Below are 13,317 nucleotides of genomic sequence, written 5' to 3' on the forward strand. Positions count from 1 at the left end.
GCAAACAAAGAAAAAACATATTTTACCGAAGCCAGAACTCTCTATAAATTATTTAAACAGATTATAATTCTATTCCGAGGAACCATTCGATGTCTGAAAATAAATCCGCCGAAATGTACCAAGTCTGGCAGCAAGACAAGGACCATTACATTCATCCATGGACAGACTTCTCCACGTTTAAAGAGACAGGTTCGATTGTCGTTGAAGACAGCGACAATGTTCACATCACAGATGGAGACGGAAATCAGTATCTAGATGGTATTGGCGGTTTATGGTGCGTCAACATCGGTTATGCTCGTGAAGAAATGGCACAAGCCATTGCAGAGCAAATCATGAAAGTTCCGTATTATTCTTGTTTTGGACACCACACTACCGTTCCTGCAGCGAAATTGGCCGCAAAAATTGCAGAGCTGGCACCGGGTAATCTGAATCACGTTTTTTATGGTTGTGGAGGATCGGTAGCAAACGACACCGCTGTTCGTATTATTCACTTTTACTTTAATCAGCTTGGTAAAAAAAGTAAGAAAAAAATCATTTCACGCATTGATGGGTATCACGGCAGTACCTATATGGCGATGTCTATTACAGGCGTTAAATTTGACCACATTGGCTTTGATATCGATGAACAGCTTGTTCATAATATTTCCTGCCCCAACCCTTATCGTCGCCCTGAAAGCCAATCCATTGAAGCCTTCTGCGATGAAAAAGTTCAAGAGCTGGAAAACAAGATTTTGGAGCTTGGGCCTGACAATGTTGCCGCTTTCTTTGCTGAACCTATTATGGGCGCAGGCGGTGTCATTGTTCCGCCGAAGGGCTACCACAAACGTACACTAGACGTCTGTCGTAAGTATGGCGTGCTTTACGTATCGGATGAAGTTGTCACTGCATTTGGTCGTCTAGGACATATGTTTGCCTCTAAAGACGAATTCGACATAGTGCCAGACATCATCACCTGTGCAAAAGGCCTCACCTCAGGTTATTTACCATTAGGCGCGACGATTCTGTCTGACGATATTTACGAAGTAATCAGTAAGCCTCAAGCCGACGGCGCTCTATTTACGCATGGCTTTACCTATTCCGGCCACCCAGTAAGCTGTGCAGCAGGCCTTAAAAATATAGAAATCATGGAGAGAGAAAACCTCTGTGGTCACGTCCAAGAAATCGGTTCGTATTTTGAAGAGCAACTAAAGACGCTTATGGATTTGCCCATAGTGGGTGACGTGCGCGGTAAGAAATTTATGGTTTGTGTCGAGAATGTGGCCAATAAGGAATCAAAAGAACTGATTGATCCTGAAGCTCAAGTCGGTAATAGAATTGCCGATCATTGCCAAAAACGAGGGCTCATCGTCAGACCGTTAGCACACATGAACATATTATCCCCACCGCTAACCTTATCGAAAGATAATGTGGATTTCTTAGTATCGACATTGCGAGAAAGTATTGTAGAGACAATGAAAGACTTAAAAAAGGACGGTTATTTATAAAACTATTGCCCCCCATATTTAACCGCCTACTTGGCGGTTTTTTTACTATAAAAACTAAAAAAGCCCTTTACTCGAAAGCAAAGGGCTTAACATTATTTGGTGCTAACCGAGTTTAATCCAAGTAGTTTTTAATTGAGTAAACTTGTCGAAAGCATGCAGGGAAAGATCACGGCCAAAGCCAGACTGCTTATACCCCCCAAAAGGCGTCGACATATCCAATGCATCCATAGTATTTACGGAAATCGTGCCCGCTTTAAGCCGCTTGGATACCAAATGAGCGCGGTTGAGGTTAGTCGTCCAAACCGACGCGGCCAAACCATAAATCGAATCATTTGCTAACGTGATCGCATCCTCTTGATCGTCAAATGGCATAATAACGACCACAGGGCCAAACACTTCTTCGCGAGCAATGTTCATTTCCGGTGTGACATTGTCCAAAATCGTTGGCGGAACAGAATTGGTCGTGCAGTCTCCCAGACCACCTGTCACCAAAGTCGCCCCTTCATCCAACGCCTCCTGAATAAAAGCGCGGACTTTAGCTGCGTGATTAGAATCGATAAGCGCCCCAACTTGGGTATCTGGATCCATCGGATCACCAACCACCATAGATTCCGCTTTCACTTTCAACTTTTGTATAAAAGCGTCTTTAATACTGCGCTCAACTAAGATTCTTGAGTTTGCAGAACACACCTCGCCTTGGTTGAAAAAGATCCCCATCGCGGCATGTTCCACTGCATTATCCAGCTCACAATCGCCAAAAATGAGATTGGGGCTCTTACCACCTGTTTCAGGCCATACGGGTTTCATATTGGATTCAGCAGAGTAGCCCATCAGCAACTTTGCCGTCGGCGTCGACCCAGTAAAAGTAATGCAATCAATGTCGTTATGAAGACCCATTGCTTTACCAACAATGTGTCCGTGTCCCGTCACTACGCTCAGAACCCCGTCGGGTAATCCGGCTTCCTTGGCTAATGCCGCAATACGTAACGCGGTATGAGGAGACTGCTCAGCGGGTTTCAATACCACTGAATTGCCTGAAATTAGAGCGGGGGCTAACTTCCAAGCCGCCAAATCTAACGGGAAATTCCACGGAACGATGGCGCCGACAACACCAACTGGCTCCTTGGTAATTGTCGCAATGTTTAAACCGTCTGTTGGCGCGACTTCACCGTATATTTTATCGATGGCTTCAGCATACCAATCAAAACACGCAGCGGCGCCCAATATATCGACACTCATTGCGTCCATGATGGGCTTGCCCACGTTTATACTTTCTAGTAACGCAAGCTCTTCTTGATGTTCGCGAATCAGTTCAGCTAAGCGCTTCATGACAGCTTTACGGTCTGAGGGGGATTGATTCGCCCAAATGCCCTGCTCGAACGAATCTCTGGCATGTTTTACTGCCGTATCGACATCCTGTTCAGTACACGCCACTACATTAGCTATTTGTTCTTTTGTAGCGGGATTAACCACCGCATACGTTTCGCTATTTAACGCATCGACAAACTTCCCTGCTATAAATGCGCGGGATTCAATTTCTAAATTAGCGTTTTTTTCAAGCCAATATTGTTTTGTATATGAAGACAAACCACTAACCTCTCAAATGTTATTTAGGGAGGCATCTCTCCCTCTACGTATTTATACCCTATTCTACAAACATACCCATTTATCAAAAAAAACTAAATTATAATTAAATAAACTCCTAAATAAGTTTTATTAATTCGATCAAGGTTACATAACATTTTTCAATTCAAGGATTTAGATAATCGTATTTTATTAATAATTCGACCTACCGTAACCTTCCAGTCATCAGTGCAAAAATCTTATGCATAAAGGTGACTAAATTGAAATTAGATAACACAGTAGTTGATACGCTAGTAATTGGCGCAGGTCAGGCAGGGATTGCAACCAGTGAGCACCTTACTGCCCTTAATGTTCCGCATATTGTTGTAGAAAAAGATCGGATAGCGGAAAGATGGCGTTCTCAACGCTGGGACTCGCTGGTCGCCAATGGCCCTGCATGGCACGATCGCTTCCCAAATCTTCAATTTGAAGGGCTTGACCCTGATGCATTTCCAAGTAAAGAACGCGTGGCGCGTTACTTTGAAGAGTATGTTGAAAAGTTTAGTTTACCGGTTTACACCGACGTCACGGTAAAGCAGGTCTCAATGCTTCAGGGGGAAGCAGGGTATGCAATCGAAACCAGTAAAGGGTGCATAAAAGCCAAACGTATTGTGTGCGCAACTGGGCCATTTCAGAAGCCATCCATCCCCCCGATCGTGCCCGAGCTTACCGACCTAAAACAGCTCCACTCATCTCATTATTTTAATCCAGAGCAGCTTGATTCTGGCGCCGTACTTGTCGTGGGGGCAGGTTCATCAGGTGTTCAAATTGCGGATGAAATAAACCGATCAGGTAAAAAGGTCTACCTTTCTGTAGGCCCACATGACCGTCCTCCGCGTTCATATCGTGGCCGAGATTTTGTATGGTGGCTTGGCGTGTTGGGCAAATGGGATGCGCCCGCTGCTGCGCCGGATGCAGAACACGTTACGATCGCCGTAAGCGGCGCACACAAGGGTATAACAATCGATTTCAGAGAACTTGCCAATAACAATATCACGCTATTAGGACGCACCCATGCATTCACCAATGGCACACTGAGTTTTTCAAATGATCTTGTTCAAAACATTGAGAAAGGTGATGAAAACTATCTTTCATTGCTAGAAGAAGCGGATGCTTACATCGAGAAAAATGGCTTAGATCTCCCAGAAGAGCCCAGTGCAAAACGAATTTTACCTCAGCCAGAATGCATGCTAAATCCAATTCGTGAACTGGATTTAGCCGCATCTGGGATCACCACTATTATTTGGGCAACCGGTTTTAAGTCAGATTACAGTTGGCTTGATTTAGACGTTTTTGATGATAAAGGTGCTCCAAAACACCAACGAGGCGTCACTGCGTTATCTGGAATCTATTTCGTGGGGTTGCCTTGGTTATCTCGTCGTGGATCAAGTTTCATCTGGGGATGCTGGCACGATGCAAAATACATCGCCGATCACATTGAAACTCAAAGAAAGTATCACGAGTACGAATGCCATGTTCCAGAACCAAGCGTTGAAATTGCCTAACTCCATCATCCGTTAATAGGAAAAATACATGCCGACTCATACTCGAATTCGTATGTTTAATACTAAAGAAACCTACCCTAACCAATCGCTTGATAATGATCTATGCCAAGCCGTTGTGGCAGGCAATACCGTGTATGTTCGCGGTCAGGTAGGTACTGACTTTGACGGTAACCTTATTGGCCTAGGTAACCCTCAAGCTCAAGCAGAGCAGGCCATGAAAAACATCAAACTATTGCTGGAGGAATGTGGTTCGAATTTAACGCATATAGTGAAAACAACCACTTATATAACCGATCCAAGATTCAGAGAGCCCGTCTATAAAGAAGTCGGCAAATGGTTGAAAGGTGTCTATCCCATTTCAACTGGATTGGTCGTGGCCGGATTGGCGCAGCCTGAATGGTTGATGGAAATTGATGTTATCGCAGTTATCCCTGAAAGCGACGTATAAACTGGAGTCCAATATGACTTTTTCTATCGCAGGTTACTGTAAAAAAACAGGCATGGTGGGAAGCGCAATCACATCATCCAGTATTTGTGTTGCAAGTCGGTGTGCATTCGCAAAATCCGACGTCGGTGTCGTGTTGACACAAAACGTCACGAACCCTGCTTTAGGCCCGTTCGGTCTTGAGCAATTAAGCTCCGGAGCCACGCCTGAAGAGACGCTTGAAAAGCTAAAAGAGCATGAAACCTATATTGAATATCGCCAACTGGGCATTTTAAATGCTCAGGGCGAAGGCGTTACATTCAGCGGAGTAAATGCGCTAGGAATCTATAACGAAGCGTCTGGCAATGCGTGTATTGCCATGGGAAACCTTTTGGATAACTCTGACGTTCCCGCAGCAATGATCGCTTCCTTCGAAAGTAATGAAGATTTACCTCTTCCACAACGACTGCTTTCAGCATTACAAGCAGGGTTAGACGCAGGTGGCGAAGCGGGTTCAGTACAATCGGCAGGGCTTCAAGTTTACTCAAAACCAAGTTGGCCTATAGTGGACTTGAGAGTGGACTGGCACGACGCCCCACTGTCAGAGCTTCAGGTTTTGCTCGACATGTATGAACCTCAAATGAACGATTACATATTGCGAGCCGAGTCTCCAGCACACGCTGCGAGCTACGGTGTACCGGGTGACTTGTAGAGAGATTTGTAACCATTACCCGCTTTTTCTTAACCGACATGCTTTCTTAACCGACATGCTTTCTTAACCGACACCTCCTGTTAACCTATGCTTCTTCCGCCCTCTTGTGCATTGATCTCATTAAGGTCAATGCACAAGACCAATACGCTACGCGCGCACTGTCATAAAGCAAAACCTACCTCAAGGTTACAAAACACCGCATTTTGATGTGAAAAAGCGCAACTATGCGACGTTTGTAGCTTCAAAAATTGGCAAAACAATTGCATTTAAAATTCAAAACCCAGTCGTGGTTAGTATTTGTTTTATCAATGCTAATGACGACTAAGGCAATACGTCAAAATGCGTGCTAAACCAAGTTGATGCAATAGACCATAATTAGGGGTACAACCAATGGCGAACAAATTCACACTAAAACAGCTGACCTACTTTGTTCTTGCCGGAGAACACAGCAGTGTCACTAAAGCAGCCGAGCTTTTGTTTGTCTCCCAGCCTTCGATTTCCTCTGCGATCCATCATCTTGAAGACGTTACAGGCTTACAATTGTTTATTCGTCACCATGCTCAAGGGTTGTCTCTGACCACTCAAGGATGGCAATTTTTCCACAAAGCAAAAGCATTACTAAAAGGGGCGGATGATCTGTCTCAATTTGCTCAAACGCTTGGCACGGAAGTTTCTGGTTCTTTGAGTATTGTAGGCTTCCCTACATTTACTTCTTTAATGATGCCCTCGATGCTTAAAGAGTTTGTTGATCAATACCCTGCCGTAAACGTGCAATGCGATGAAATGCACCAAAGAGATTTGATCCAAGGGCTCATTAACAGTAAATACGAATTGGCAATCACTTACGATATGCAGCTTCCAGCCAATATTGAATTTACCCCTCTTATCAGCCTTCCCCCTTATGTCGTTGTAGCGCTGAATCATCCGTTAGCTAAGAAAAAACAAGTCTCTATTCATGAACTGGCAAAACACCCAATGGTGATGTTGGATTGGCCAATGAGCCGAGAGTATTTTAGCTCTCTATTTATTGGTCAAGGAATCGAGCCTATGATTAGCCATAATGCTCATTCGTTAGGCATGGTGAGGGGCATGGTCGCAAACGGTTTCGGTTATTCCATTTTTAATACACCAGTGCATAGCAATGTCGCGCTGGACGGTACAAAATTCGCGTCAATTCCATTAAAAGAAGAACTTATGCCATTAACGATGGGCGTCGCGAAATTAGAACAATCTCAGCTTACGCCAGCAGCAGAAGCGTTTGTGGAGGTTCTAAAAAACTTTGCATCCGGCATATTGACGCCAAGCCAAGAGAACTCAGCAGAAAGGAAAACAGCCGTTTAAAGGAAAACGCCTCTAAACGAGGATGTTTTAAATGCTTAACCTTCGCTACGACTAGCAAGGAACTCATCGTAGTGGCCTCGGAAATGATCCAACTTCTTGTCTTTGATTTGAATGATTTCAGTAGCAAGAGAGGAAACAAACTCACGGTCATGGCTGACGAATATCAGAACATATCAAGCGCCATGTTCAAAGATTCAATGGACTCCATGTCTAAGTGGTTAGTAGGCTCGTCCATTATCAGTACGTTAGGCTGTTGCATGATTATCTTGCCAAACAGCAAAGGGGTTTTCTCACCACCAGAACAGACTTTCGCTCTCTTCTTAATATCATCAGAAGACAACAACATACGCCCCAAAATGCCACGAGCAATTAAAGGGGTCAGACCCCTTTAATTCAAGCTCGGTAACCCATTGAAATAACATAATGACTCACCACCCCAGAAAAAGCGTGCGATCAAAACAAGCGTGTGAATAGAATTTTGAAGAGAGATAAAAAAGCAGAAAAAATCCTTATCAATCTAGCCGTACATCCCTTACGTTCAGCTCATCATAGATCAGTGTTTTGAATTGTGCGAATTTAAATTTATTTGCCGATATCGCAATGTCTGATGGCGCTTCGCCGACCAGACCTACAAACTGCTGTTGGCGACGAGAGGATTTGAGGTTAATGGGTGAATTTTATTGTTTAATATGTTCCTTACGCCATGTATTTGGAGTCACACCAACAATTCGTCGAAAAGCTGCTGAAAATTTACTTGGATTTGAATAGCCAATACTGATTGCCACATCAGTGATATTTAAGTTCCCTTGACATATTAGGCGCTTGGCGTGTTCCATTCTACGCAAGGTAAAATACGCATAAGGCGTGTACCCTGTGGCCGCGGAAAATGAACGAGTAAAACTTTGAGTATCTTGTCTAACTAATGTGGCTAATTCTGCAACACTAACATCACTGCACACTCTACTTTCGATATACTCAAGTACTGTTTTAAGGTGTCGCTTACTTAAAGAGTAAACCGGTTTTTTCGACACCGGCTTATATTCAGCATTACTCAAGTGCTGGAGAATAACATTCAGACCTTGTTCAAAAAAAGCACTTGATAGCCCATGTAGTTCTGCATCACGCCATAATGCATTCATAATTGAACTAAGGTACACATCGTTATGCAATTGAGAGGCTGCTGGAATAAAATCTTCTGTAGTATAAGTATGTTCTGCAAGAGAATTTAAAGCGCTTAAATTCACAGCAATACCCAGCATTTCAGTGCCGGGGAAAGAACCAAAAACTGACGTATCTGGCAAAGCCATAGTGAAAGTGCCAGGACGTAATACACCCTCAAGAGATGGACCTTCACCAGATCGATGCATTCTCCCAACCTTCGCAGTACATAGTGTTAACATTAAAAAAGGGGCCGCCTCAATTTCACCTTCAAACGGGGAAAAACGTGCATGGGCAAGCATTGCCAAGCCTTCTTTGTCGGACACCGAAATAGAAGGTGTTGCATCTAATTCAGCCATTCTGACGTTAAAATCGTCAACTTCATTTAACCAAATATCAGACTCTTTTCTCTGCATATTATCGACCTGAGACTTCATTTAATTATCTCCTGTTTTGGAGTATTTAGCTGCTATTGGAGTAGTCAGTTGCTAAAAATAGATGCTAATCTAATTGATAAGCATTATCAATTAGATTATTTGGAGAAGTTAATGACTCAACAGAAAGCCATGAAAAAGCTGTTATTACCACTGGTTCTTATGAGTGAAATCGCTATGGCTGATGACAGCTCTGACACTGTCAATTTAGACGCCATTATTGTAAGTGCCGAGTTGCTCGACAAGTCAGCAAAAGAAAGTGCACAAAGTATTGAAATATATGATGAAGACACTCTTAAAAATCAAGCAGGCCTAAACTCTGCCAAAGACATTTTAAACACAACATCTAACGTTAATTTAGTAAAAGGTACAGGAACAGCCGCCACAGTACGAGGCATAGACGGTACCGGTGCAGCACAAAATACTATTGCCATTTACGCAGGCGGCAGACAAAGACTCAACTACGAAGTAGATGACAGACCTTTGTCTTTTAATGAAGTCGTCTACAGTGACATCAATTTATTTGATGTAGAAAAGGTCGAGGTACTGCGTGGAGCCCAAAGCACACTATCTGGCCGAAATGCCATGGCAGGGACGATCAACATTAAAACAAAAGATCCTGTATATGAAGACGAAACCATACTTCGTGCCGCTGCCGGGAATTATGATGCACAAGAACTGTCCGCAGCCGTTAACAGAACCATTGGTGGTGATGACACCATGGCGTATCGTTTGTCGGCAGACCTAAAAGACAGAGATTCCACTGTTAAATACGGATCAACAGATAATGTCGATGATGTGAGTCGGTATGAAAGTGTGAACCTAAGAGGTAAGTTACTGATAGAACCAGATTCAGAAGACAACAAACGATTACTTTTGGGGGTATCTCATACAGACTACGCTGGACCTCACTTAGAAACCGTCGCGGCTCCTTATGAAGACAGAAAAGCCGCTACTTTTGATGGACAGGCTTATCATAACACTATCGCTGACACAGTATCCTTGGATTATTCACAAGACCTCAACTCTGACACGTATTTCCGATTAAATAGCTCACTAACAAACGCAGAGTTTATTCGAACAACTGCAGACAACGGCACCAATGTCGACATTGACAGCACTGAGATAGTCCTAGAGCCTCAGCTCCACTATAGCAATGAAACTTTAAGTCTTGTCGCTGGGATCTATTACTACAGCGCTGCAGAAGAAGAAGATACTGAATTGTTCTCTACCAAATATCGTTATAACGACGATACAGAAGCACTCAGCGCTTATATTGAAGGGGCGTTTAATTTATCAGATAACCTCACTCTATCATTGGGCGGGCGTCAAGAGCATGAATCAAGAAAACGCGATGGTGGCGTTTACAGTAATGGCGCAACGAGTAACGACTTTGATTACGATGAAAATTATTCACAATTTCTACCTAAAGTCGGCATCAATTGGCAACAATCTGAAATGGTCAGTTGGGGCGCACAAATATCAAAAGGCTACAACGCTGGAGGAGCAGGTATCTTTTTTGATAATTCATTTGCAGTACAGGATTATGATTTCAAAGAAGAAACCTCTTGGACCTATGAAATTTATAGCCGCCAACAGTTTTTACAAGGCAAGCTAAGCAGTAGCCAAAACCTTTTCTATTCTCGCTATAAAGACCTACAGCTCGCCTACAGTTCAAGCGGTGATTTCGATAACGACCTTTCGTATTTAATTGCCAATGTAGACAAGGTAAATACTTGGGGCTTTGAGCAAGGCTTAACAGCAATACTGTCAGACGAATTTACTCTATCAGGCAGTTTAGGCTTTCTAAATACTGAGATTGTTGAGTTTTCTAGCGACACCAGTTTAGAAGGTAATGATCTTGCGATTGCACCTTCAGTTACTTCTAGTATCAGCCTAGATTGGCACAAAGACAATTGGACAACCAACCTAAACCTTCGTTATTCCGGTGCGTATTACACCTACCCAAATAACGAATCTGCCTCAAAAACAGATGCTTATGTTGTTGCTAATGCAAGAGCTACCTACCAAATGGGTGATGCCCAATGGTTCGCAAGCATAGACAACTTATTCGATGAAGACGCCATTATTTATCAACGCTCAACGTCAGCCGTATTGTTACAACCACGTACTTTCCTAGTGGGAGTGGAATACGCACTTTAAACCTAAAACATCAGCAATTCGATCAAGAAGGTGCAAATAACCAGTTTTATCAATGTGTTAAGAAAATCAGTTATTTGCACCTTGCAACTTAGTACTGCAATGGAGTTGTAGACAACCAAGATCAGCACCGTTGGCAATGTATCACCATCCAATAGAAGAAATGAGCGGCCTGCTTGAGAGTATGGGACTAGAAATCGTTTCTACCCGCGAAAATATCCTTATCAGTGGCGGTGAAAATATTGCAGGCCTAAAACGCTCACTACGTTCCGCCGCCTTTGCCGCGCAAACGGCTGTATTGGGTGACGATGTAGATGAATTGATCGATGAAAGTTTGTACTTATTAAACGAGAGAAATGTACTGCATATTTCAAACACAGAAATCATTGCTCGAAAACCTGACTAAAAATGCCGTCAAAATCCACAGCAGTTTAAAAAAATATCAGCCCTATCAGCCAACTAAAAGGAGTTGGCTGACGTTAACTTATGGAGATACTTATGAGCTTATTAGCCCATGAAACCAAACACTATCCCCTAATGCTCGCTATCGCTAAAGGCAAGCCAACTATGGAACAACATTTAGAATCATTAACCCATTGGGATAATTGGTTTGCCGATGAAAAGCCCATTCATGTTATACGCTTTTTTGATGATGCTGACTCCCTTCATCCGCCTTCAGGTGCCGGCAAAGTGACCAAGAAATGGATGAATGAAGGCGCCGACAATAAATTCCGCGCCTTTATAAAACATATGATGATCGTTGTGCCAGAAGACCAATATGAACGTATGAAAAACATGAGTGTCACAAAAGTGTTTGGCATCCCTGGTGGCATATTCCCTTCCACCGATGACGCGTTCGAATGGTTAGCCCAGCAAGCTGACATAGATATTTTTGACAATGATGATGCTTGGCGAAATGACATAAAAGAAACAATCAGAGCACACCTTGTAGAAAAACTACCAAAGTAAAAATAGCCATGCCACCAACTAAATTTAGAGGTAAAAAATGACAACATACAAACGCTCTACTTGGTCGTTATTGTTTAGCTTATACGCTACGCAATATGTAGGGATTAGCTTTTTATTGGTGGCACTGGTGGCTATTTTACGCAGCCAGGGAATGCCTTTAGAGAAACTAAGTATTGTGTATAGCCTAGGTATTTTCTGGGTATTTAGGTTTCTTTGGGCACCTTTGATTGATCGTTTTTCATTGCGAAGATTTGGTCATTACCGAACTTGGCTGCTAACTTTACAGGCCGCCATGATAATCAATTTATTTATTCTAGGGTTGTATGATCTCTCAACCGACTTTGTATTAGTCATGTCTCTTTGCGCTACATTCTCATTTTTCTCCGCAACTCAAGATGTGGCAGTGGACGGTTTAGCTTGTCGCCTTCTCGATGTGAATAGTCGTGGAGTAGGAAATGGCATACAGCAAGCTGGCACCATGTTTGGGAGCTTGGTTGGCAGTGGTTTGGTATTGTCTATTTACCCAATGCTAGGATGGCTTGGTTGTATGTTGCTTATGGCAGGACTGACCGGTATCTCTTGGCTTCAGCTAATTTTCTATAAAGAACCGACTGGAAAGGTACGACCCCAAATAGGCTATAAACGTTTAGTGGGGTTTTGGCGGTACGTATCAAAACCATGGCTGGTGCTTTTGTTTCTGTACCCAATAGGTGGTGGTATGGCATACGCCATCATTAACCCTATGCTTGTTGATATAGGCTGGTCGTTAAGTAGTATTGGAACAGCTATATACCTTGTGGCAACACCATTTGGTATCGTCTCAGCATTAATTACAGGAAAACTCATTCAGCTCGTTGGAAGACGCAAAGCTCTGCTTGGCTTAATGTCTACGCAAGCCTTGTTTTTGTTGGTGCTACTCATTCCTGCTTACGGTGTGAATGAGACACTCCCTGTATACGCATGCCTTATCACGTATTTTATTGTCCATTCCCCGATACCTGCCGTGCTGTATACCCTAATGATGGATCAAACAGATCAAAGGACGCCAGCAACGGATTTTACCATTCAAGCCAGTACTCTCATGCTTATTGGTATTATCACATCTGGCGCAAGCACGGCATTAGCAGGTGCATTCGGCTACATTGCAGTTATCTGGATGGCTTCCGCAATGTGTGTTGTGGCCTTTATTGCAGTATGGTTTCTAGGCACAACACACAGACTCACAGCTTCCACATAAGTGTTTTAAATACCACGCAAGATGCTTAAAGACGTCCTTGCAACTAACGATCAGTCAGCCTGCAAAATAGAAAATAAGTAAGACTCTGTAAAAGAGACATGAAAGAAGCCAGCTGCTGAAGTTAGAACTACATTGAGAAAGAACAGGAAGTTTGGTTTGGTAAATGACATTACTCTGTAATCCCCCCATTTTTAACAGGGGTGAAAAGTAGAGCCTAAGCTGCCTTCATAAGCCATTTAGGTGGAATGCCACCAATGGCACTGTTTGGCC

General features: G+C 43.1%; 11 protein-coding genes and 1 pseudogene. 9 read left to right on the top strand and 3 right to left on the bottom strand.

From position 1 onward, the window contains the following. Nucleotides 1-89: 89 nt before the first annotated feature. A complete protein-coding gene (locus tag DFP76_RS08075) occupies nucleotides 90-1,484 on the top strand; it encodes an aminotransferase (protein ID WP_113874125.1) in 1,395 nt (464 codons plus the stop codon). A 102-nt stretch (nucleotides 1,485-1,586) separates the two neighbouring features. Here the strand turns inward: DFP76_RS08075 and DFP76_RS08080 are convergent, their stop codons facing one another. Next, nucleotides 1,587-3,071 (bottom strand): aldehyde dehydrogenase, encoded by a 1,485-nt coding sequence (locus tag DFP76_RS08080; protein ID WP_113874126.1) that lies wholly within the window; start codon nucleotides 3,069-3,071, stop codon nucleotides 1,587-1,589. Nucleotides 3,072-3,319: 248 nt separating this feature from the next. Here DFP76_RS08080 and DFP76_RS08085 point away from each other — a divergent pair, with 248 nt between their 5' ends. From DFP76_RS08085 to DFP76_RS08100, 4 genes are all read left to right on the top strand, one after another. After that, the gene (locus DFP76_RS08085) at nucleotides 3,320-4,612 is read left to right on the top strand and encodes a flavin-containing monooxygenase (RefSeq protein WP_245931900.1); all 1,293 of its coding nucleotides are present in this window, start codon (nucleotides 3,320-3,322) and stop codon (nucleotides 4,610-4,612) included. Nucleotides 4,613-4,640: 28 nt separating this feature from the next. Beyond that, nucleotides 4,641-5,060 (top strand): RidA family protein, encoded by a 420-nt coding sequence (locus DFP76_RS08090; RefSeq protein WP_113874128.1) that lies wholly within the window; start codon nucleotides 4,641-4,643, stop codon nucleotides 5,058-5,060. Between the two features lie 13 nt (nucleotides 5,061-5,073). Continuing rightward, the gene (locus tag DFP76_RS08095; RefSeq protein WP_113874129.1) at nucleotides 5,074-5,748 is read left to right on the top strand and encodes a DUF1028 domain-containing protein; all 675 of its coding nucleotides are present in this window, start codon (nucleotides 5,074-5,076) and stop codon (nucleotides 5,746-5,748) included. Nucleotides 5,749-6,138: 390 nt separating this feature from the next. Next, nucleotides 6,139-7,089: a LysR family transcriptional regulator gene (locus tag DFP76_RS08100; RefSeq protein ID WP_113874130.1), complete on the top strand. Its 951-nt coding sequence runs from the start codon at nucleotides 6,139-6,141 to the stop codon at nucleotides 7,087-7,089. A gap of 35 nt (nucleotides 7,090-7,124) precedes the next feature. On the opposite strand, the pseudogene DFP76_RS08105 reads toward DFP76_RS08100, so the two are convergent. After that, a pseudogene (locus tag DFP76_RS08105) lies at nucleotides 7,125-7,459 on the bottom strand (ATP-binding cassette domain-containing protein); the annotation flags it as partial. A gap of 307 nt (nucleotides 7,460-7,766) precedes the next feature. Continuing rightward, nucleotides 7,767-8,684, bottom strand: coding sequence for a helix-turn-helix domain-containing protein (locus tag DFP76_RS08110; RefSeq protein ID WP_113874131.1), 918 nt, complete (start codon nucleotides 8,682-8,684; stop codon nucleotides 7,767-7,769). Nucleotides 8,685-8,732: 48 nt separating this feature from the next. On the opposite strand from DFP76_RS08110, the gene DFP76_RS08115 reads away from it, so the two are divergent. The 4 genes from DFP76_RS08115 (at nucleotide 8,733) to DFP76_RS08130 (ending at nucleotide 13,047) form a co-directional block, all read left to right on the top strand. Then, nucleotides 8,733-10,844, top strand: coding sequence for a TonB-dependent receptor (locus DFP76_RS08115; protein WP_113874132.1), 2,112 nt, complete (start codon nucleotides 8,733-8,735; stop codon nucleotides 10,842-10,844). Nucleotides 10,845-10,980: 136 nt separating this feature from the next. Next, the gene (locus tag DFP76_RS08120; protein ID WP_113874133.1) at nucleotides 10,981-11,247 is read left to right on the top strand and encodes a hypothetical protein; all 267 of its coding nucleotides are present in this window, start codon (nucleotides 10,981-10,983) and stop codon (nucleotides 11,245-11,247) included. Nucleotides 11,248-11,339: 92 nt separating this feature from the next. Next, nucleotides 11,340-11,810, top strand: a complete 471-nt coding sequence (locus DFP76_RS08125; RefSeq protein ID WP_113874134.1) for a hypothetical protein — start codon at nucleotides 11,340-11,342, stop codon at nucleotides 11,808-11,810. A 37-nt stretch (nucleotides 11,811-11,847) separates the two neighbouring features. Beyond that, a complete protein-coding gene (locus DFP76_RS08130) occupies nucleotides 11,848-13,047 on the top strand; it encodes an MFS transporter (RefSeq protein WP_113874135.1) in 1,200 nt (399 codons plus the stop codon). The last annotated feature ends 270 nt before the right edge of the window (nucleotides 13,048-13,317 follow it).

The sequence above is a fragment of the Marinomonas aquiplantarum genome, assembly GCF_003314975.1.
GTDB lineage: Bacteria > Pseudomonadota > Gammaproteobacteria > Pseudomonadales > Marinomonadaceae > Marinomonas > Marinomonas aquiplantarum.

Bases quoted from the DNA above. Each gene is read 5' to 3' on its own strand.
- DFP76_RS08075 (WP_113874125.1), top strand. From the start codon at position 90: ATGTCTGAAAATAAATCCGCCGAAATGTACCAAGTCTGGCAGCAAGAC.
- DFP76_RS08090 (WP_113874128.1), top strand. From the start codon at position 4,641: ATGCCGACTCATACTCGAATTCGTATGTTTAATACTAAAGAAACCTAC.
- DFP76_RS08095 (WP_113874129.1), top strand. From the start codon at position 5,074: ATGACTTTTTCTATCGCAGGTTACTGTAAAAAAACAGGCATGGTGGGA.
- DFP76_RS08100 (WP_113874130.1), top strand. From the start codon at position 6,139: ATGGCGAACAAATTCACACTAAAACAGCTGACCTACTTTGTTCTTGCC.
- DFP76_RS08110 (WP_113874131.1), bottom strand. From the start codon at position 8,684: ATGAAGTCTCAGGTCGATAATATGCAGAGAAAAGAGTCTGATATTTGG.
- DFP76_RS08120 (WP_113874133.1), top strand. From the start codon at position 10,981: ATGTATCACCATCCAATAGAAGAAATGAGCGGCCTGCTTGAGAGTATG.
- DFP76_RS08125 (WP_113874134.1), top strand. From the start codon at position 11,340: ATGAGCTTATTAGCCCATGAAACCAAACACTATCCCCTAATGCTCGCT.
- DFP76_RS08130 (WP_113874135.1), top strand. From the start codon at position 11,848: ATGACAACATACAAACGCTCTACTTGGTCGTTATTGTTTAGCTTATAC.